This is a genomic window from Pseudomonas sp. Pseu.R1, assembly GCF_045764065.1.
Lineage (GTDB): Bacteria > Pseudomonadota > Gammaproteobacteria > Pseudomonadales > Pseudomonadaceae > Aquipseudomonas.
In genome coordinates this window covers 322,313-342,455 of record NZ_JBJGEE020000001.1, presented here as the reverse complement: position 1 = coordinate 342,455, position 20,143 = coordinate 322,313, and the positions used below count along the sequence as shown (strand labels likewise).

The following is a 20,143-nucleotide window of genomic DNA, read 5'->3' as shown; positions in this document are numbered from 1 at the left end:
TTATCACGCCGCGACCGAGCCGAAGCCCGCGAAGCGCTTGTTGAAGCCTGCGATGCGTCCTTCGCTGCCCGCCTTGCGTTGCTGATGGGTGTACAGCGGGTGTGAAGCGCTGGAGATGTCCAGCGCCACGTAAGGATAAGAATGGCCGTCGCTGTGAACGCGCACGCTGTGACTCTCAACCGTGGACGGAATCAGAAAGAACGCGTCAGCGGCGGTGTCGTGGAACAGCACGTTGCGGTAATCCTGATGGGTATTCGTTTTCATGATGTTCTCCGTCGTTCAGTGTCGCCGTCGACAGGACGGCGGCCTGATGAAGAGCATCGGCCTTTTGGCGCGAGAAGTGGAATCGATTTAGATGATTAGATTCATGTAAAGCAACGATACACGCCAGCAAGCTCAATGAAGACGGGCCTCAAAGGGTCAGCCCAATTGCTGTTCCACGGTTTTGGTGAGGGGCGAATAGGCCGTGCCGGTATGCAGCGTGTCTGCCGGTTCGATCAGCACAATCCAGCATTCCTCTTCGGCTACCGGGTTGTGCAAAACACCGCGCGGCACCACGTGCATCGACCCGGCAGGCAGTTCCACCGCACGACCCCCTTCGTACTCGATGCGCAAATGCCCCTTGACCACATAGAACAGTTCATCCTGGGTTTCGTGGTCGTGCCAGACCAGCTGCCCCAGCACTTTGGCCACCTTCACATACTGATCGTTGACCTGTGCAACGACCTTGGGGGACCAGTGTTCGGAAAGGGTGGCGAAGCAGTGATCGAGATCGAACGATTCAGCGAACGGGAGGAGTGGAGGCATTTTCTTGAACCACGCAGGAAGGATGAACGGATTCGCGTACGCTACCGAGGCGTCATCGATTACAAAATCGAATATCCTTAATGCCCGACATTACACTTCGTAATCCCGACCATGATTCGCAACCTCGACCTCGCCCTGATCCGCACCTTCGTGGCGGTTGCCGACCACCAGAGCATGACCACTGCTGCCAATTTGCTGTTCATGACCCAAGGCGCGGTAAGTCAGCAAGTCAAGCGTCTGGAGGAGCACCTGGGCTGTGTGCTGCTGGCGCGCAAACCTCGGCAACTGGAACTGACCCCGCAAGGCGAGTTGTTCCTGGGCAAAGCCCGCCGCCTGTTGCAACTGAACGACGAAATCTGGGCGGACACCGTGGGCAGTCCCAAGCGCGGCCGCGTGCGCATCGGCGCGCCACCGGACTTGATCACCTCGCTGGCGCCTGCCTTGAAAGCGTTCACCGAATCGCACCCGCTGGTGGAACTGTCGTTGAAGTGCGCGCCGTCGCCTGAACTGCATGACGACATCAAGGAAGGCCATCTGGACGTCGCGCTCATCGAATACCTGGCGAGCAACCCGCAAGGCGAAATCCTTCGCACAGAGCCTCTTGTTTGGGTGGGTAGCGCGGGCAGTGAGATCTGGAAAGCCAGGCCATTGCCGCTGTCGCTGGTGGACGAGCGCTGTGTGTTTCGGCCTCTGGTGCTGGGCGCGCTGGCAAACGAGGGGATTATGTGGCGCACGATCTTTGAAAATGGCAGCTTCGAAGCGACGGCGTCTACCGTGCGGGTCGGGCTGGCGATCACCGCGTGGCTGGCCTCGACGGTTCCGGAGGATTTGATCACCCTGGAGAAGTCGGGGCTGCCTGAATTGCCGGAATTCGCCGTGTGTTTGCGAATGTCGTCTTCCGCGCAGCCGGTGGTAGAGGATTTTCGACGCTGTCTGCTGGATGTTTTGAAGATCGCCTGTGCAGATACGGATGACTCTGAACCTGCACAGGCAGCCGCTTGCACCATTTGCTTGAAATAAAGGAGCGGTTGGACGCTGCGCGGTGTTGATCAGCTTATTGGGGTAGCACATGCGAAACGATGTGACCCTTGACGACTTGATATGTGCACTAAAACCGCACCTTGCCAGCGAAAGGGGCTCCTTGATCGCTCACCGGTCTGATACCTTTGATGGCCCGATCCGTGAGCCGTTTTTTGAGTGAGCAAGGGGGAGACATGAGCATCCAGTTGTACACCTACGACACGCCCAACGGTCGAAAGATCAGCGTTGCCCTTGAGGAGTTCGGCCTGCCGTACGATGTGAACATAGTCGATATCAGCCGCGGCCAACAATTCGAGCCGGCTTTTGTGGCGATCAATCCCAACAGCAAAATCCCCGTCATCATCGACCAGAACGGACCGCAGGGCGAACCCGTCACCGTGTTCGAATCCGGCGCCATCTTGCTCTACCTCGCAGAAAAAACCGGTCGCTTTCTGCCCCGGAACCTTAGTGAACGCGTCGCTGTTTACGAATGGCTGATGTGGCAGATGGGCGGTTTCGGCCCGGCGCCCGGCCAGGTTCATCACTTCCTGCAACTCCCCGACGGCGAAGCCCGCGATTACGGCCTCAAGCGATTCAGCAACGAGACACACCGCTTGTACCACGTCCTCGATACACGCCTGGCCGCACGCGAGTTTGTCGCGACCTCAGGCGAGCCGTCCATTGCCGATTTCGCCATCCTTGGCTGGGCCTGGCGTCATGAACGGCATCAGGTGTCGTTTTCGGCGTTGCCAAATGTCGCGGCGTGGTATGAAAGGATGATGGCGCGACCGGGAGTACGGCGGGGGTTTGAGGTGAGGTTGGCGTGAGCAGAGGTTCAGGGGTCCAGATTTGCCATAGCAGCGCGCAAGGATGGCGATTTCTCCGCTGAAGGCATGCCGGGTCGACTGTTTTCTAAAGAATCGACCCAAAACGGACATTGGAAGCTTCAACGAATTTGCACCTGACATTTTTGTATCGAACGTCTGACCTGCCCCCCATTAAGTTTTGCGCTCAAAGAATTTAACGAACCATGGCATTACACTGAACACCAGCAACGCCAAGAGCGTGCTGAACACAGCAGTGGCCTCTTTGCCCATACCGGCTGCGACGCCTATGGCCGCCGTCATCCATAGCCCTGCAGCAGTCGTCAGCCCTTTAACCTGATGCGTGTCGAGATCACTATTTTTAAGGATCGTGCCTGCGCCCAGAAACCCGATCCCGGCGACCACTCCTTGGACTACGCGGCTAATGGCGTCATGCTCCGCGCCTGAAATATCAGGTACGAGTACAAAGAGCGCTGCGCCGATCGAGACCAGCATGTGAGTGCGCACCCCTGCCGATTTGCCCTGCGACTCGCGCTCAAATCCCAAGATAGCGCCCAGCAGCGCGGCCATCACGAGCCGAACGGCTATGAGGGTCAGTTGGGAAGCATCGGCGATGTCAGAGAATTCTCGTTGTAGCGCTGCTGCGACTTCTTGCCGCCATGTATCCATCTCTCTCTCCATATCCAGCGTCCATAGATGCTATGACTTCCTGCACGCGGTGGAGTGCGATGTGTGGCCAGCATTAGAACTCGGGATTGCGTGAGTCACTTCTGCGCTTCTCCTAAAAGGCGTCTGTCCCCTGGGATCGTTTCTCTGCTGCTGATCAATGGTTCCCGCCATGTTGCTCATCGAAAAAGGCTGAACGTTCAGGAAACACGTCCGGTCGTACCTCCAAGACGCAGCACACTGCGCGCCTGGCTTACCTACCGTGAGGTCAATATGAACCCGAGTCCTTCTACCGGCGTCGAGCGGCATCGCATTTCCATCATCCTGAACGGCGATCACAAAGCTCTTGATGTCTTTCCCTGGTTGACCCTGCTGGATCTGCTCAGAGACGAGCTTGATCTGACAGGCACCAAAAAAGGCTGCGATCACGGCCAATGCGGTGCCTGCACCGTTCTGCGAAATGGTCAGCGCATCAACGCTTGCCTGACCTTGGCCGTAATGTGTGACGGCGCCGAGCTGACCACCGTTGAAGGCCTTGCCAACGGCGACGAACTGCATCCGATGCAACGCGCATTTATCACCCATGATGCGTTTCAGTGTGGGTACTGCACCCCCGGTCAGATCTGTTCGGCGGTGGGGCTCGCGCGTGAGGGGCGGGCCTATGACCGCGACAGCATCAAGGAAATGATGAGTGGCAATCTCTGCCGTTGCGGTGCGTACACCAACATCATCCGCGCCGTCGAGGAGGGCGTGTCTCGTACCCGCAATGATCTGCAGCAGGATCATTTCAAACCGAGAGGTGCGCAGTCATGATGCCCTTCCAGTATTCCCGCCCAGCGCACGTTAGCGAAGCCATCAAGCTGGCAGGCGCCACCACACGCTTCATCGCGGGCGGTACCAACCTGCTCGATCTGATGAAAGAGAACGTCGTACGCCCGACCCGCTTGATCGACATCACCGGGCTGGGGCTCGATGGCGTCGAAGAACTACCGGACGGTGGGTTGCGCATTGGCGCGTTGGTCAGCAATGCGGATCTTGCCTGGCATCCGCTGATCGAACAGCGCTACCCGTTGCTGTCACAGGCCATTCTGGCGGGGGCCTCCCCACAGCTTCGCAACATGGCGAGCACCGGCGGTAATCTGCTTCAGCGCACCCGTTGCTACTACTTCTACGACACTGGAACACCGTGCAATAAACGCGAGCCTGGCAGCGGTTGCCCGGCACGCTCTGGCCTCAACCGAATTCATGCGATTCTGGGCGCGAGCGATGCTTGCGTCGCCACCCATCCTTCCGACATGTGCGTGGCGCTGGCAGCGCTGGAAGCGGTGGTGCTGGTGGAAGGCCGTGCAGGCTCGCGTCGCATCGAGTTCGCAGACTTTCATCGCCTGCCGGGAGACGCCCCGCAGCGGGATAACCAGCTCGCCGATGACGAGTTGATCACGGCGATCGAGTTGCCACCCCCGCGTTTCATGACGCATTACCGCTACCTCAAGATTCGTGACCGCGCCTCCTACGCCTTTGCACTGGTCTCGGTGGCGGTTGCGCTGACACTGGACGGTGATCGTATTGCCGAAGCGAGGCTGACCCTCGGCGGTGTCGCGCACAAGCCGTGGCGCGACAAGGCTGTGGAAGCTTCGCTCAAGGGCCAGTCCGTCGCCCATGAGACCTTCACTCACGCTGCAGAACTTCTATTGCGAGAGGCCAGACCGCTGAGCCACAACGGCTTCAAGGTCAGGCTCGCCCGACGTGCTGTCGTGCGGGCGCTGAGTGATGCGGCGATGGGAGGACATGCCAGATGAACACTTTCAATGCTGTGGTGGGGCAACCGCTGGATCGTGTGGACGGCGTGGCGAAAGTCACGGGGCAGGCGCGTTATGCGGGCGAGTTTCCTGAACAGGGATTGCTGTTCGGCAGTGTCGTGTCCAGCACTATTGCCAAAGGCCGCGTGCTGGACATCGACACATCAGCGGCGCTCAAGGTGCCGGGGGTGGAGCTCATTCTCGACCACCGGAATCGGCCACGCTTGTCCAGTTACGACGATGACTATAGCGATGCTGATTCGACAGGGGGCGGCGCAACGGCGGCTGGCGGCGCCGCCGCCGCCGCCGCCGCCGCCGCCGCCCCTGAGCGCCGACTTCGACCGCGCACACACGGCACCGGCAGAGACGCCCAAGGCCCGTGGCGATTTCGCCCGGCACTACGCTGATGCCACCACGCAAGTGGACGTGACGTATACCACGCCCGTCGAACACCACAACCCGATGGAGCCACATGCTTCAACCGTACTGTTCAAAGCGGATGGCAGTCTGGAGATCCACGACAAGACCCAAGGCACGCAGAACTGCCAAGACTACCTGCACAAGGTCTTCGATCTGCCCAAGGAGAAAATTCGCATCCTCGCCGCTTTCGTGGGCGGGGCGTTTGGTTCGGGGCTGCGCCCACAGTATCAACTGCCTCTGGCGGTGATGGCTGCGCTCACCCTCAAGCGTTCGGTGCGCGTCACGCTGACTCGTCAGCAGATGTTCACCTTTGGCTATCGCCCGCGTACGTCGCAACGGGTGCGTCTGGGCGCGGACGGGGAAGGGCGGCTGGTGGCCGTCGGGCATGACGCCACCGGCCAGACCTCACGCTTCGAGGACTTCACCGAGCACCTCGTCGAGTGGAGCGGCATGCTCTATCGCTGTGACAACGTTGCATTGAACTATCGCCTCGTGCCGCTCGACGTCTATACGCCGTTGGACATGCGCGCGCCGGGGGCAGCCTCGGGTGTGATCGCGCTGGAAGGTGCGATGGATGAACTGGCGGTGGCCGCCGACATCGATCCGCTGCAATTGCGTCGGATCAACTTTGCTGACAGCAATGGGAACGAAGGCAAGCCGTATTCGAGCAAAGCGCTGCTGGCCTGTTACGACGAGGGTGCCGAGCGCTTTGGCTGGCACCGGCGTAACCCGGCGCCTCGGAGCATGCGCGAAGGGCGCGAGTTGCTTGGCTGGGGCGTAGCCGGCGGGGTATGGGAAGCCATGCAGATGAAGGCCAGTGCCAAGGCGCGTCTGGATGCCCACGGCAAGTTGACCGTCAGCAGCGCGACTACCGACATCGGCACCGGCACGTACACGGTCATGACTCAGATCGCTGCTGATGCGGCCGGGGTCATGCCGCAGGATGTGACGTTCGTACTGGGCGACTCATCGCTGCCTACCGCGCCGTTGCAGGGCGGTTCGTTCACGGTGTCGTCGGTGGGCTCGGCAGTCAGGCAGGCTTGCCAGATCCTGCGCGCTCAGGTCCTTGAGGCGTTGCGTCGTCTACATCCGGAGGTTGCCGGTGTGCCGGTCGAGCAGGTGGGATTCGGTGACGGGTTCGTGCACATAGGTGATCGCCGCTTTTCCATCGCGCAGGTGGTCGCCCGTTGCGAAGGCGATGCGCTGGAGGTGCAGATTGATGCAGAGCCCGGCCCTCAACGCAGCGGATTTTCAACCGCGACGCATTCGGCGGTGTTCGTCGAGGTACGGGTGGATGAGGACCTTGGCACGATCAAGGTCAGCCGCGTAGTGAGCGCGGTCGCGGCAGGCCGGGTGGTCAACCCGAAGACTGCGCAGAGCCAGTTGCTCGGAGGCGTGGTATGGGGCCTTGGTATGGCCCTGCAGGAGGACACCCTGACTGACCACAACCTGGGCCGCTTCATGAACCACAGCCTGGCGGAATACCACATTCCGGTGCATGCCGATGTCGGAGAGATCGACGCGTTCTTTGTCGAAGAGCAGGACGACATCGTGAATGAGCTGGGCTCCAAAGGCGTCGGCGAGATCGGGATTGTCGGTGTTGCAGCGGCCGTGGCGAATGCAGTGTTTCATGCCACCGGCAAACGGGTGCGGGATTTTCCGGTCACCCTCGACAAACTGGTGTGAACTCGGCCTTTGGCTGAGGGTGCAGTATCGGGCCGCGCGAGGCATTCAACGCGCGGCCCGAGCATCGTATCAGAACGAGCGAGGGTGACTGTCGCTCAGACGAGGCATCGGCCGCTCATTTGTCGGAACTGTTCATGCGCCCGGCTATCAGACGACCAATCCCTGATGTGAAGTGAGCGTAGGCTGATGAGTGACCGAATGATTCTGGCTTGCTACGTGGGCGTCTCCATGGCGTGGGCAATGCTGTTTTATGTATTTCTCGACGTGCTTATCGGGTTTCAGAACTGAGCGACCTGCAAGCGCTGTCTTCACATGAAGCGGTGCGCTCGCTCAAGTCGAACCGGAATGGCCGAACCGTCCAGTATTCGAGGATAAAGTCAGGTTCTTCGTGTGTGATCAGGCGGCTCATTCCCAAGTGCTCACGCAAGCGCTCATGCACTTCGCGACCGGTTTGTGGGCAGCCTTCGATGGGCGCAAGCCAATGACAGGCCAGAACGCCGCCCTCGGCAGTCAGGCTATTGCGGCATCGCTCGATCACGGTCTGCCATTGCGTTGGTGTCAGGTAGTAGCCGATTTCACCCAGCACGATCAGGTCGAACCTGCCAGGTGGCCAATCCTTCGGCAAAGTGGCCTGATTGACGTTGGCGTGGGCCACGCCGCTCAGTCGGTCACGCGTCAGCATCACGGCCTTGGCGTTGACGTCCTGGCTCAGCAATGACGACGCCCGCTCGGCCAACGGCGCACTCAGCTCACCATTGGCGCAGGCCGGCTCAAAGATCCGTTCGTAATGTTGTCGGGGAAGGCAGGCCATGATCAGCGCGCGTTTGCGCTGTTCGTACCAGCGGGTGCGAAACGACCAAGGGTCATCGCTGTCGGCAAACATCTGCTCGAAATAGGCTTCGTTCACGGTCATATGAATATCAACTCGAAAGGTTGTAACAGGCGTTGCAGGGTGGCCGGCGTCAGCACAGCAGGTTGCTCACCTTGAGGTGCTAACTGGGTGGCGTGCGCGGCGATGGCGGCGCGCTTTCGTTGCAGGCATTCGTTGCTCAGGGGCACCTTGCGCGCCCGCGACCATGGTAGCCGCGCATCCTCAGGATCGGCCCAATGCCAGGCCCAGATGGGCACCTCGATCAAAGGCAGGCCTTTCTCTTCGGTCACCCTCGCGCACGCTTGACCGACGGCTTCATGATCGCAATGCCCGTCGTGACGCCAAGTGGTCAGCACCGTGTCGTGGGGCCGCAAGGTCATGCGTAAATGCGCTTCGAGTTGATCAATGCCAGAGGCGGCTTCGCTGTCCGGCAGGCCCAGCCGATGCCAGACGATGTGCTCGCTGCGCAGCCCCAGTCGCTCCAGCGCGTGGCGGCTTTCCAATGGCCGCTGTTGCCGTAATGCGTCCGGGGACCACTCCTGTGAGTCGGGGTGGCTGGCCTCGCCATCGGTGACGGCGATCATCAACAGACGCTGTTCTTCGCCCAACAGGGTGGAAAGCAGGGCGGTGCTGCCGAGGATTTCATCGTCCGGATGCGGCGCGACCACCACCAGGCGTTCGAAGGAACTCCGTACTTGCTGTGGGTCGATGCACGGGGTATTGGCCAGGGAACGGGATGCTTTCCAGGCCTCAAGACGCGTGCCGTTGCCCTGAATCAAATTCTGATCGGCGCTCAGATCATCCATGTGTGCTCACCTTCGCTGGCGACCGCCTGGCCCAACTGAGCCAAGTCGCGCTCTGCATGGCTTTGGCGGACGAATACCGGCAAATCCGCCGCCAGCCGGGCAAAGTGGCTGTTCTGGCAAAAGGGCGCCGCACCCAATGCGCGTCCGACGTGTTCCTGAACCTGCTGCACCGCGTGCTCCACTTGAGCGCGGGTTTGTTGCGCCAGCCGAGCGGCGTCTGCGCAGGGATGGGCGTCGATCCACGCGGCGCTGCTGTGCAACGTTGCCCGTGCTCCGGCCAGCGCTGCGTCGACGGCGCCCAGATGCGCCAGCGCGTGAGGATCAGCCTTCGGGGATTGGCAGCGCAGGTGCAGATGGCGAGCCAGCCCGACGGCGGCGCCGTACCAGCATGCGGCAATGCCGATGCTGCCGTGCCAGAAGCCGGGGCGATGCACATACTGACCAGGTTCGCCCACAAGCACCGCGGGACAATCGGTCAGCTCCAGGTCGATGGTCTGCGTTGCAGCCATGCCGACTGCCTGCCACTGATCGATGAAGGTCAGACTTTCGCGACTATCCAGATGGATCACTGCCATCTGCGGTTGCTGCGATTCATCCCAGACAGTCAGCAGCCCGTGATCCACCTGCAAGGCGCCCGAACACCAGGCCTTGCGCCCGGTCAAGCGCACCTCTCGGCCCCGGCGCTGGACAATACGAACGCGAGCGTCTGGCGGCTCGGCAGCCCATACCGCCCAGAGGCCTTCGTCCATGGGCACACCCGCCTGACATTCGGCGAGAATGGCCAGCGCGTCGGTGTGGGACTCATAAAACTTGGCCAGTGACAGATCCGCCGCCGCCACGTGGGCCAGCCGTTGCCAACGTTGCAGGGTGGCACCTGAGCCCGGTAAAGGCAGACGATCAAGACCTTCGGCTTGAAGCGCGAGCAGGGTATCCATGATCCGGGAGGTGGAACGATGCTGAGTGTCAGTCTCAGTCAGTGCGCGAAGCAGTTCGGCCAGCCGGGCCGCTGAATTCATCGCCTTCATGCCGCACCGCCTTCAAGACTGGCGGCCAGGCTCAACAGGTAACTCCCGAATCCGCCCTGTGCCTTGAACGCCATACGTGCACTGGTGCGCACTCGTACTGATCGGCTCCAGGCAATGTTGGCCCCCGAAGCCTGAAGTGCTTGCACCAGGTGAACGTCCTCATGGCAGCGCATCGCCGGAAACCCTCCCGCCTGTACATAGGCGGCACGGGTCATGCCCAGGTTAGCCCCATGAATGTGGCGATGGCCATCCTGATCCATGTAAGCGGCTTCATAACGCTGGCGGACCATCGCACCATGTTCGCTCCAGTCGTCCACTTCGACCACGCCACAGACGGCGTCGGCGCCATGGGCCAACTGCGCGGCGAGCCAGTCCAGCGGCACGATCGAGTCTGCATCTGTGCACGCCAGCCATCGGGCGTCTGCGTCGATCAGATACTGAGCGCCCGCCGCGCGAGCGACGCCGACGCTGCGTGCCTGTACTTCGATGACGGTGACCGCATGGCGTTCGGCGATGGCGCGGGACTCATCGCAGCAGGTATCCAGCACCACCACGATCTCGACGCGTTCGGCGGCCAACAGTGGATGGGCGGTGGCGGCCAGTACGCTGAGCAGGCAGGCCTCCAGGCAAAGCTCTTCATTGTGAGCAGGAATGACGACACCGATCATGGCTGACCCTCGGGATGATATTGAGAACGAGACCGGCCACGCAGGGCGAAACATGCAGTGGTCGGTAGAAAGCCTGACTGGGGTAGTGCAAGACGGTTTCGTCGTTCCGACAGAGTGCTCATAACTTCACGCCGACGAAGTGAATGAACCCGGAAAATCCACCCAGCACGATCCAGAGGGTCGAGAAGATCCACGGTGAGCGTATGGAAAATTTCAGCGCGTCCCGGTATCCCCGCTGGTTGGATTCGCGCTTGGCGAACAACGGCGAGTCGTCGTACACATCGCTCATGCCAGGCTGGCTCTGCAGCAGATGGGTCTGCTTCAAGTACCAGTGACCGATGATCTCCGACGCCGCCTTGATGCCTGACCAGGCGTGTAGTGAGGTGATAAGGCCCAGCACGGCCAGCAGAATTGAAACCACCAGTGAAAAGAAGTTTCCCCACTGCGGATGGGTGTTGCCCATGGAAGATGAATACGCAATGACCAGAAACGACTGCGCCCCAAGGTAGGCGTTGGTGCGATTGGAGAGCATGGTGGTCTCGTACTGAATTTCCTTGCGGTAAAAATCCAGACGATCTTTCAGCGAGCCGAACATGATCGCGTCGTCGGCGGGAGTGGCATGGGACTCTGACGGGCGAGTGATGATGTGGCTCATGCGGTTCTCGACGTTAAGGATATGGGTTGAGCGACGCACAGGGTGAATGTTGTCTGGCACCGGAAAGCACGTTGTCTTCAGCGTGGGAGCATGCGCCCGTCAGAATCGTTCAGCGTTTTTTACCGGGCGGCCACGGTTTGTCACGTTGTGTGGAGGCTTGTGTAAAAAGTGCGAACTCCTGCGTGAGCCGCAAAGTCCACCCCTTACCCATGCACAGTGCGTGTGGACAGCGAAGGAGAGTGTGATGACCGATTATCCAAAGCCGCCGTTCAAGGCCCAACAGCAACCTGTGCCGGGTGATCAGGGCCGGATGGAGCCTTATCCCGATTGTGGCGAGACGCGGTACAAGGGCTCCAATCGGCTGGCCAACAAAATCGCGCTGATTACAGGAGCCGACAGCGGTATTGGGCGTGCGGTTGCCATTGCGTTCGCCCGGGAGGGCGCCGATGTGGCGATCTCGTACCTGGATGAGCACGAAGATGCCAGGGAGACCGCGCGTTGGGTCGAAGAAGCGGGGCGCCAGTGCGTCTTGTTGCCAGGTGATCTGGCCGACAAGGCGCATTGCTCGGCGGTCGTCCAGCAGACCGTGGAGGCCTTTGGTCGCATCGATGTGCTGGTGAACAACGCGGCGTTTCAGATGAGCCATGAAAGCCTCGAGGAAATCGCCGACGAAGAGTGGCTCCGGACGTTCGATATCAACGTCACGGCGATGTTTCGCTTGTGCAAATCCGCGCTGCCGCACATGAAGCCAGGCAGCTCGATCATTAATACCAGCTCGGTGAACTCGGACTCGCCCAAACCCACGCTGTTGCCCTACGCCACCACGAAAGGGGCGATTGCCAATTTCACCGCGGGTTTGGCGCAAATGCTTGGGCCGCGTGGCATTCGGGTCAACAGTGTCGCGCCGGGGCCGATCTGGACGCCTTTGATCGTGTCGACGATGCCTAGCGAAGAAGTGCAAAACTTCGGCGGGAACACGCCGTTGGGACGGCCCGGCCAACCGGTCGAAGTCGCACCCATTTACGTTCTGCTGGCTTCCGACGAAAGCAGTTACATTTCCGGTTCGCGGTATGGCGTGACGGGAGGAAAGCCCATTCTCTGACTCATTCACACGATGAGGGGATCACCCTTGCGCGGAGGGTGGTCCCAGCATCCTTTTCAGCTTGCCAAGCAACTCCGGGATCTGGAATGGCTTCGTGATCATGTCCATCCTGTCGCCAATGAACGCTTGGCGATTGTGGGCGTTTTCCGTATAGCCGGTCATGAAAAGCACCGGTACCTCTGGGCGCCAACGGCGCATCTCGTCAGCCAGTTCTCGCCCGGTCATGAGTGGAAGGCCCACATCACTGAGTAACAGATCAATGGTCGGATCGTGCTGTAGCAGGTCCAACGCCGTTTTGACATCTGCCGCCTGGCTGCATCGGTACCCGGCGTCGGTCAGTATTTCTGTTACGAACATGCGCACCGAGTCGGTGTCCTCGACGATCAGAACATGCTCACCCTTCCCGGCATCGGTGGGTTCAACGGGCAATGGCGGGGGAATCGACCGGGTTTCGGCGGCGGGCAGCATGAGGATCACTTCCGTCCCTTGCGCCAGAACACTGCGCAGCTTGACCTCCCCGCCTGATTGGTGCGCGAAGCCGTAAATGGTAGAGAGGCCGAGCCCCGTACCCTGACCTACAGGTTTGGTGGTGTAGAACGGGTCGAAGACTTTATCGATGACCTGAGGATCGATGCCGACGCCGTCGTCCCGCACGCTCAAGGCGATGTAGGGGCCATCCGTGAGCTGTGCATCACCTTTGGAGTGGGTCTGGAAGGTGCTGATGCGAATGTTCCCGCCGTTGGGCAGGGCGTCACGCGCATTGATCACCAGGTTGAGAATGGCACTTTCCAGTTGGCCCGCATCGACAAGGGCTATCGCATTTTGCGACGTCAGTTCCAGCGTCAGATAGATGCGCTTACCGATCGTGCGATTGAGCAGGTCTTCCAGAGAACGAATGTGCAAATTGATATCGCAGGGGCGGGCGTCCAAAGGTTGCTGACGTGCGAACGCCAGCAGGCGATGGGTCAAGCTGGCAGCGCTTTTGGCTGACGCCAGCGCCGCGTCGGCGTAGTTGAGCAGCTTTTGGGTCTGCGCATCTACCGCGCGTTTTTTGATCAGCTCAAGGCCTGTGATGATGCCGGTCAGAAGATTGTTGAAATCGTGCGCGATCCCGCCCGTGAGCTTGCCAATGGCGTCCATCTTCTGAGCCTGTAGCAGCTTTTCTTCGGTCTTGGTGCGCTCGGCCACTTCAAGCGCCAACTGATGGCTCACCGACTTGAGTTCCTGCTGATGGGTTTGCTCACGACGATGCTGTTCGGTCACATCCTCGATGAACACCAGGCTCAAACCATTGGCTCGGTAGGGCGATACACGCCATTCCGTCTCGCGCAGCTCATCTCTGACCCACATGCTCAATGTGCCCTCCCAGCGTTCGCTGTTACCAAGGGCTTCGCGCAGTCCGTTCAGCAGGTGTTCCTGACCCTCTGCGAAACGCGGCTGCACCGTCTGGCCGGATCTTCCTGCCAGCAGGGTAAAGGCGTGGTTGCATTCATGAACATTCAACTCGCCGTCCATCACGGCAATCGGCGCGGCCACGTTGGCGAATATTTCGCGAAAGCGCTCCTCGCTCTCGCGCAACGCCCGTTCAGTGTCCCGGACCCTTAGCAAGGTGCCAATCGTTGCCATCAGAACGTCTGGATCCACGGGGTGGATCAGATACGCATCGGCGCCAGCTTCCAGCCCCGTCACGATGTCCCCGGTGTGGATCGATGCCGCCGACACGTGGACGACGGGCAGCAGGGCCGTGCGAGGAGAGCTGCGCAACTGACGAACGATGTCGAAGCCGCTCATGTCCGGCAGGTTGACGTCCAGGATCAGGGCATCCGGCAAGCGGGCCGTGATCAGCGCCAGTCCTTCGGAGCCCGTGCCGACGTCATCGACGCTGAAGCCATGTTTCTCCATGCGCCGACGCAGGGCATAGCGGGTCGCCTCGTTGTCGTCGACGATGAGCAGGCGGGTATGTCTATTCATCATCTTGCTCCTGCGCCAATGCCAGCGGAATGACGACAAAAAACGTCGAGCCACGGCCCGGCTGGCTGGTCAGGCCCACACGCCCACCCAGCAATTCTGCGAAGCGTTTGCACAAGGACAGCCCAAGCCCTGTTCCTCGCAAACGCTTCTGCAGCGGGGAGTCCACCTGGCTGAAATCTTCGAACAGTTTTCCGTGCAGTTCTTCGGGTATGCCGATACCGGTATCACTCACGGCAAACCGTATTTCGTGTTCACTCTCCAGCTTCGCTGAAATACGCACCTCGCCGCGTTGCGTGAATTTGAGTGAATTGGAAATAAAGTTGCGCAGTATCTGGGCCAGCTTTTTGTCATCGGTGTAGAGACGCGGCAAACCGACAGGCTCTTCAAAAATCAGGTCGACGGCGGAGGTGTCGACGATTGGGCGAAACATGCCACGCAGCGCGGAGAACAGATCAAGCATGTCAAACCACGCAGGAGAGATCGTGATGCGTCCGGCTTCGATTTTGGCCAGGTCCAGCAGGTCATTGACCATGTCGCTCAGTTCTCCCGCCGAGCTGCGGATATAGGAAACCTGCTTGTGCTGCTCCGGACTCAGTGGGCCGTCCAGTTCATCCGACAGCAGGCTGGCAATGCTCAGAATCGACCCCAGTGGTGTCCGAAACTCATGGCTCATGTAGGAGAGAAATCGACTCTTCAAGTCGGACGCCTGGCGCAATTGCTCGGCCTGAATGTCCAGCTCGGCGTACAACGCCAATACGCCTTGATTGGTTTCATCCAGTTCGGCACGCAGTGCTGCCACTTCCGCCCTTAGCTGCGCCACTTCATCGGACGCCCCGCCCGCATCGTGAGTGTCAGCGTCTGTCATCGGAAGTCTCCAGGGTAATAACCAGCACAGTCACGTCATCCTTGCCGCGGCAGTAGTCGCGGTGCAGTACGGCGGCGATGATCGCCGGGTGTCGAAACGCTAACCCTGCATAGTCACGCAAGTTCCATCGCGACTGCAGTCCATCGCTGTAGAGGATCAGCAACTGGCCGCCACAGTCAGGATAGGCCACGGTCGGGACTCGACGGAATTGCAGACCGACAATACCTGGATGCGACGCAAGCCCTCTGGGTTTCTCTCCGCCGATCAGCAGCGCACCGATGTTACCGATACCGTTGAATTGCAACCGACGTTGCGCCCCATCGTATTGCGCGATCGCCACCGCGCCGCCACGAGTACCGCGCATTTGCTGATGGATTGCATCCAGCACGCTGCCGGGCTCTTCCATGGCATGGCGGGAGAACGCGTCAGCACCGGCCAAGGCGGCCTCTTCGGCGACGGGGCCATGGCCCAGCCCATCGATGACCAGCACGCTCACTGTCTGGTCTCGGGCGCAAATGGCCCACAGATCACCGCACGCGGGATCGTTATGCAGCGAGTGATGGCTGACGCCGTAGCGGCGATCCTGCACGGGGGCCTGGCGCGGGTAAAATCGCGCCAGCAACACCGAGCCGCGCGAATCGCTGTGCACATCAAATACCTGGGCCTGACGTAGCGCCGCCCCCAGCCCGATACCTTGGGTGCCTCGCGTTGAAAAACCGTCAGCGAGGCCATGGGTTGGGTCGAATCCCGGACCACGGTCCACCGCAATGACTTCAACACCCGGTGAACTGCCGAGCAGGCTGCGCAGATGAATCTCCCCATGAACGGCATGTTTGAGGATGTTGGTCGCCAGTTCAGTGGCAACAAGGCTGACGCGGCCAGCGTCTACCTCATCGAAACCGAGGTCTTCCGCCAGTTTACGCGCCGTTCGCCGTGCGTGCCCGATGTGGCTGTCGTCTTCAATTGGTAATACCTGCGTCAAGCTACCGGCCAGGTTCAGATCCATTTTCCAATCATCACTCGCGTGCCCTTGCCCGGTGCAGTGTCCAATTCAAAATCGTCGACCAGACGCTTCGCCCCTGTGAGGCCCAGACCCAATCCGCCCCCTGATGTCCACCCATCGGTCATGGCGAGTTTTATATCGGGAATACCGGGACCTTCATCTCGAAACGTCAGCCGCAGGCCGGTGCGCCCGGCCTCATCCACGACCTCCCAATCCATGATGCCGCCTCCGCCATACACCATCGTATTGCGCGCCAGTTCCGAGACGGCGGTCACCAGCTTGGTCTGGTCGATCAAGCGCATGCCGTAGTCTTGCGCCAGTTTGCGCACGAACTGACGGGCTAGCACGACATCTTGCTCGATGCGAATGTCACGGCTGCCGCTGTTCGGCGCGCTCATCGGGCGTAGGCTCGTTCACGCAGCAGGGCCATGCCACGTTCGACGTTCAGCGCGGTGCTGACGCCTGGCAGGGTCATGCCCAATTCGACCAGCGTGATTGCCACAGCGGGTTGCATGCCGACGAGCACGGTTTCAGCGTCCATGATCCGGGACAGGCCTGAAATCATGCCGATCATCCGGCCAATGAACGAGTCGACCATGTCGAGGGCGGAGATATCGATCAGCACGCCACGGGCAGAGGTCTTGCTGATGCGCTCGGACAGGTCGTCCTGAAGGGTCATTGCCAGTTGGTCATGCATATCCACCTGAATGGTGACCAACAGGAAATCACCCATTTGCAGAATCGGGATCCGTTCCATGCCTTACACCACCGACTGAGTGACGGTCAGACCCAGACGGCGCAAGGCAAGCCCAAGCGCGTCGGCAAGGTTGGCTTTGGTCACGACGCCTTGCAGATCCAGACCCAAGTGAACGATGGTCTGTGCGATTTGTGGGCGCACGCCGCTGATGATGCAATCGGCCCCCATCAGTCGAATGGCCGTAACGGTCTTGAGCAGATGCTGGGCCACTAGGGTGTCCACCGTCGGTACGCCGGTGATGTCAATGATCGCGATTTGCGAGCCTGTGTCGACGATGCGCTGGAGCAGCGACTCCATGACCATCTGGGTTCGCTGAGAATCCAGCGTACCGATCATGGGCAGGGCGAGGACGCCGTCCCAGAGTTTGACGACCGGTGTGGACAGCTCCAGTAATTCTTCCTGCTGGCGTTTGATCACTGCCTCGCGGGATTTCTGGAAGGTCCGGATGGTGTGCATCGCCAGCAAATCCAGCAGTTGGGAGATTTCCCAGAGCTGCTCGGCCAGCAACGCCGGTTGCTCGGCGTATTCGGTCTGTAGGGTCGCGAACAATGGCCCTTTCAACGCAAAAATGAAGTGCGCGGTTTGCTGGGAGTCCTGACCGGCCAGCGCCCGTTGGTGCGACAGCTTTTCGAGGAAAAGCCGAGTGTCTGCCCATTCTGCCGCCGTCGTGATGTTCTGAGAGGCCCCACGCGCCAGGACGGACATGAGCAACTGTAGAAACTCGGAAATTTGCTGGCGTACATCTTCCGCCTTGAGAATGCGTGTAGAGCCACTGGCTTCCAGTGCCTGCCACCAGCTCTCCGACAGTTGCGCCTCGGATCGGGTGAGGGCGCTCAAGGTGTTTTGATGCAATGCTGCCATGAAGTAACTCCTGGTAAGGCTAAGCGCCTTTTTTTGATCATAGGAAGAGCGTGGCGCGATTCAGAGGTTCAAAAAAATCTGAGGCTACCCGCGCTTGGCGTAAAGTTGACAGCGGTCTGATGCTCCCGGAGCTGGCGAGCGATGCACCGAAATACCTGTCGGCATGGGTGATGTCAAGATAGCAGCTCATGCCACCCTGGGTGCGAAGTCATTCTCCTGTCGATTCCTGCAACGATGCGGGCCATTCATCAGTCGTACACGTATTCAATACTCGATCAGGATTTCATGACCGATGACCTTCATCGTCTGGTTGGCCATGCTCGGCGCCGTACTGTTGTTGCTGGCGCTCTCATCATCCTATCTGCGCTGGATGCCCGTCACCTCTTCGGTGGTGTGTCTGGGCCTGGGTGTAGCGTTGGGCGCGCGTGGTTTGGGGCTGGTGCAACTGGACATGACGCAGGCCAGCGTCTGGATGGAGCATCTCACCGAGGTCGCCGTGCTGTTTTCGTTGTTTTTCACGGGGCTGAAGTTGCGTCTGCCTTTGCAAAATCGCAGATGGTGGGCTGCCAGTTATCTGGCCGGTCCGGTCATGGTCGCCTGCATCGCGGGTGTCAGTGCATTGCTGCATTTCGGGTTGGGCATGGCCTGGGGCGGCGCGGTGCTGGTAGCGGCGATTCTGGCACCGACAGACCCGGTGCTGGCGACTTTGGTCCAAGTGGTCGATGCGCAAGACTCGGACTCCGTGCGTTTCAGCCTGTCCGGCGAGGCCGGGCTGAATGACGGGGTGGCGTTTCCGTTCGTTCTGCTCGGGCTGCTGCTCCTGAATCACCCTCGACAGGGCTGGCTAAGCGGCTGGTTGCTTGAGGATGTGCTGTGGGCAGTGACAGCCGGTTTGCTGTGTGGCTATTGGCTAGGGCGCGGCCTCGGCAAGTTGACGCTGTATCTGCGGCTGCAAAATGACGACAGTACGGTTTCCCCCAATGACTATCTGGCGCTGGCCTTGATCGCCATCGCCTACGTGGTGGCCGAGGCCATTCACGGCTACGGCTTCCTGGCCGTTTTCGCCGCCGGTGCGGGGCTGCGTCAGGCGGAAGTCAGAACCTCATCCGACCCGCAGGACCCGGCCGCGGAGCACCTGGTGCAGCCGGTCGTGGGGCATCAGCATGTGGCGCCCGAGCATGCGGTCAAAGGGGACATTGACGCCCTCGACAGCAAGCAGATCGCAGCAGGCATCATGCTGGGAGACATGCTCGCCTTCGGCAGCCTCATCGAGCGGGCGATGGAAGTTTTTCTGGTGACGCTGATCGGCGTCGTCCTACTGGACCATTGGGACAGCCGTTCACTGATCGTCGCAGCGGTGCTGTTTCTGCTGCTGCGCCCCCTCAGTGTGCTGCTCATGCCATTGCCCGGCCTGCTGAACGTTCGCCAACGCAGTCTGCTGGGCTGGTTCGGCATCCGGGGAATAGGCAGTCTCTACTACCTTTTTTACGCGCTCAACCATGGCCTGGAGGCTGACATCGCTCGGCAAGCCACGAACCTGGTGCTGTCCGTGGTGGCGCTGAGCATCGTCGTTCATGGCATCAGCGTGCAGCCCATGCTCACCCGCTATGAATCGTGGAAGCAACGGCGGTGACTGCACGCTTGATATCGTCTGAACAAGACCGAGTCTTATGCCGCTTGCAAGGCGTTGCTGAGGGCTTCATTGAACGCGGGCAAGTCGTCGGGTTGACGTGAAGTAATCAGCGTCCAGCCTTCAGCGGGGCAGACCTTGACTTGAGCGTCTACCCAATCTGCACCGGCATTGACCAGATCCGGGCGGATACTCACGTAGGAGGTCAGCGTTTTGCTGTCCAGCACGCCAGCATCGATGAGTAGCCACGGACCATGACAAATGGCGGCCACAGGCTTGCCGCTCGAACTGAATTCACGCACCAGACGCTGCGCATCGGCGTCCTGCCTCAGCGTATCGGCATTGACCGTGCCGCCGGGAATCACCAGCAGGTCAAAGTCTTTGGCCTTCAAACCTTTGAGCGTGGCGTCCGAATGCACGGACACGTCGTGCTCGCTGTCATGTAGCCATGTTTGCGCCTCACCCCCTTTCAACGTTGCATGGACCACTTGGGCGCCATGCGCCTTCAACGCCTCCATGGGTTTGAGCAATTCATCGCGTTCGATACCGGTATTGGCCGTGATGATCAAAACCTTCTTGCTGTGCAAATCCTGGGTCATGGTGAGCCTCCATCGAAGTGCCAGAGGTGGCACGAATCAGCTGCGCGAGAACCGTGCAGCCATGTCCTGTGTGGGCATTGCCGCTGCCAGGAAGTTCGAACAATTTGC

The 20,143-nt window shown here is 60.2% G+C and carries 21 protein-coding genes and 1 pseudogene; 7 read left to right on the top strand and 15 right to left on the bottom strand.

What is annotated here, in order from left to right; translation table 11 throughout:
• Positions 1-3: 3 nt before the first annotated feature.
• Both ACI5GA_RS01650 and ACI5GA_RS01645 read right to left on the bottom strand, forming a co-directional pair.
• A complete protein-coding gene (locus ACI5GA_RS01650) occupies positions 4-264 on the bottom strand; it encodes a type B 50S ribosomal protein L31 (protein WP_404631914.1) in 261 nt (86 codons plus the stop codon).
• A gap of 156 nt (positions 265-420) precedes the next feature.
• Positions 421-807: a cupin domain-containing protein gene (locus ACI5GA_RS01645; protein WP_421421351.1), complete on the bottom strand. Its 387-nt coding sequence runs from the start codon at positions 805-807 to the stop codon at positions 421-423.
• Positions 808-918: 111 nt separating this feature from the next.
• On the opposite strand from ACI5GA_RS01645, the gene ACI5GA_RS01640 reads away from it, so the two are divergent.
• Positions 919-1,827 carry a LysR substrate-binding domain-containing protein gene (locus tag ACI5GA_RS01640; RefSeq protein ID WP_421421348.1) on the top strand — a complete coding sequence of 303 codons (909 nt, stop codon included), beginning with the start codon at positions 919-921 and terminating at the stop codon, positions 1,825-1,827.
• A gap of 194 nt (positions 1,828-2,021) precedes the next feature.
• Positions 2,022-2,654, top strand: a complete 633-nt coding sequence (locus tag ACI5GA_RS01635; protein WP_421421347.1) for a glutathione S-transferase family protein — start codon at positions 2,022-2,024, stop codon at positions 2,652-2,654.
• 171 nt (positions 2,655-2,825) lie between these two features.
• Here ACI5GA_RS01635 and ACI5GA_RS01630 read toward each other — a convergent pair whose 3' ends face one another.
• Complete coding sequence (locus tag ACI5GA_RS01630; RefSeq protein ID WP_404631906.1) at positions 2,826-3,320, bottom strand: MgtC/SapB family protein; 495 nt, start codon at positions 3,318-3,320, stop codon at positions 2,826-2,828.
• A gap of 270 nt (positions 3,321-3,590) precedes the next feature.
• Between ACI5GA_RS01630 and ACI5GA_RS01625 the strand changes: the two genes are divergently transcribed.
• From ACI5GA_RS01625 to ACI5GA_RS01615, 3 genes and pseudogenes are all read left to right on the top strand, one after another.
• Positions 3,591-4,130, top strand: coding sequence for a (2Fe-2S)-binding protein (locus ACI5GA_RS01625; RefSeq protein WP_421425422.1), 540 nt, complete (start codon positions 3,591-3,593; stop codon positions 4,128-4,130).
• A complete protein-coding gene (locus ACI5GA_RS01620) occupies positions 4,127-5,116 on the top strand; it encodes an FAD binding domain-containing protein (protein ID WP_421421345.1) in 990 nt (329 codons plus the stop codon). Before ACI5GA_RS01625 ends, ACI5GA_RS01620 begins: the two co-directional genes overlap by 4 nt.
• A pseudogene (locus tag ACI5GA_RS01615) lies at positions 5,113-7,222 on the top strand (xanthine dehydrogenase family protein molybdopterin-binding subunit). Before ACI5GA_RS01620 ends, ACI5GA_RS01615 begins: the two are co-directional and overlap by 4 nt.
• Before the next feature lie 268 nt (positions 7,223-7,490).
• Here ACI5GA_RS01615 and ACI5GA_RS01610 read toward each other — a convergent pair.
• The 5 genes from ACI5GA_RS01610 to ACI5GA_RS01590 form a co-directional block, all read right to left on the bottom strand.
• Positions 7,491-8,135 carry an SAM-dependent methyltransferase gene (locus tag ACI5GA_RS01610; protein ID WP_421421343.1) on the bottom strand — a complete coding sequence of 215 codons (645 nt, stop codon included), beginning with the start codon at positions 8,133-8,135 and terminating at the stop codon, positions 7,491-7,493.
• Positions 8,132-8,899 carry a PIG-L deacetylase family protein gene (locus ACI5GA_RS01605; RefSeq protein WP_421421341.1) on the bottom strand — a complete coding sequence of 256 codons (768 nt, stop codon included), beginning with the start codon at positions 8,897-8,899 and terminating at the stop codon, positions 8,132-8,134. Before ACI5GA_RS01605 ends, ACI5GA_RS01610 begins: the two co-directional genes overlap by 4 nt.
• The gene (locus ACI5GA_RS01600; RefSeq protein ID WP_404631896.1) at positions 8,887-9,924 is read right to left on the bottom strand and encodes an acyl-CoA dehydrogenase; all 1,038 of its coding nucleotides are present in this window, start codon (positions 9,922-9,924) and stop codon (positions 8,887-8,889) included. The genes ACI5GA_RS01605 and ACI5GA_RS01600 overlap by 13 nt, the downstream gene beginning before the upstream one ends.
• Positions 9,921-10,592: a glycosyltransferase gene (locus ACI5GA_RS01595; RefSeq protein WP_421421339.1), complete on the bottom strand. Its 672-nt coding sequence runs from the start codon at positions 10,590-10,592 to the stop codon at positions 9,921-9,923. Before ACI5GA_RS01595 ends, ACI5GA_RS01600 begins: the two co-directional genes overlap by 4 nt.
• Before the next feature lie 118 nt (positions 10,593-10,710).
• Positions 10,711-11,247 (bottom strand): hypothetical protein, encoded by a 537-nt coding sequence (locus tag ACI5GA_RS01590; protein ID WP_421421337.1) that lies wholly within the window; start codon positions 11,245-11,247, stop codon positions 10,711-10,713.
• 244 nt (positions 11,248-11,491) lie between these two features.
• On the opposite strand from ACI5GA_RS01590, the gene ACI5GA_RS01585 reads away from it, so the two are divergent.
• A complete protein-coding gene (locus tag ACI5GA_RS01585; protein ID WP_404631890.1) occupies positions 11,492-12,349 on the top strand; it encodes an SDR family oxidoreductase in 858 nt (285 codons plus the stop codon).
• 21 nt (positions 12,350-12,370) lie between these two features.
• Here the strand turns inward: ACI5GA_RS01585 and ACI5GA_RS01580 are convergent, their stop codons facing one another.
• From ACI5GA_RS01580 to ACI5GA_RS01555, 6 genes are read right to left on the bottom strand one after another with little or no spacing between them, the layout of a single operon-like run.
• Positions 12,371-14,320 carry a response regulator gene (locus ACI5GA_RS01580; protein ID WP_421421335.1) on the bottom strand — a complete coding sequence of 650 codons (1,950 nt, stop codon included), beginning with the start codon at positions 14,318-14,320 and terminating at the stop codon, positions 12,371-12,373.
• Positions 14,313-15,185 (bottom strand): sensor histidine kinase, encoded by an 873-nt coding sequence (locus tag ACI5GA_RS01575; protein WP_421421333.1) that lies wholly within the window; start codon positions 15,183-15,185, stop codon positions 14,313-14,315. Before ACI5GA_RS01575 ends, ACI5GA_RS01580 begins: the two co-directional genes overlap by 8 nt.
• Positions 15,172-16,191: an ATP-binding protein gene (locus ACI5GA_RS01570; protein WP_421421331.1), complete on the bottom strand. Its 1,020-nt coding sequence runs from the start codon at positions 16,189-16,191 to the stop codon at positions 15,172-15,174. The genes ACI5GA_RS01575 and ACI5GA_RS01570 overlap by 14 nt, the downstream gene beginning before the upstream one ends.
• Positions 16,182-16,586 (bottom strand): anti-sigma regulatory factor, encoded by a 405-nt coding sequence (locus tag ACI5GA_RS01565; RefSeq protein WP_421421329.1) that lies wholly within the window; start codon positions 16,584-16,586, stop codon positions 16,182-16,184. The genes ACI5GA_RS01570 and ACI5GA_RS01565 overlap by 10 nt, the downstream gene beginning before the upstream one ends.
• Positions 16,583-16,945 carry an STAS domain-containing protein gene (locus ACI5GA_RS01560; protein ID WP_404631880.1) on the bottom strand — a complete coding sequence of 121 codons (363 nt, stop codon included), beginning with the start codon at positions 16,943-16,945 and terminating at the stop codon, positions 16,583-16,585. The genes ACI5GA_RS01565 and ACI5GA_RS01560 overlap by 4 nt, the downstream gene beginning before the upstream one ends.
• Before the next feature lie 3 nt (positions 16,946-16,948).
• Positions 16,949-17,806: an STAS domain-containing protein gene (locus tag ACI5GA_RS01555; RefSeq protein WP_421421327.1), complete on the bottom strand. Its 858-nt coding sequence runs from the start codon at positions 17,804-17,806 to the stop codon at positions 16,949-16,951.
• Positions 17,807-18,098: 292 nt separating this feature from the next.
• On the opposite strand from ACI5GA_RS01555, the gene ACI5GA_RS01550 reads away from it, so the two are divergent.
• Positions 18,099-19,439, top strand: a complete 1,341-nt coding sequence (locus ACI5GA_RS01550; RefSeq protein WP_421421325.1) for a cation:proton antiporter — start codon at positions 18,099-18,101, stop codon at positions 19,437-19,439.
• A gap of 35 nt (positions 19,440-19,474) precedes the next feature.
• Here the strand turns inward: ACI5GA_RS01550 and ACI5GA_RS01545 are convergent, their stop codons facing one another.
• Positions 19,475-20,035: a type 1 glutamine amidotransferase domain-containing protein gene (locus ACI5GA_RS01545; RefSeq protein ID WP_404631874.1), complete on the bottom strand. Its 561-nt coding sequence runs from the start codon at positions 20,033-20,035 to the stop codon at positions 19,475-19,477.
• Positions 20,036-20,143: the final 108 nt, after the last annotated feature.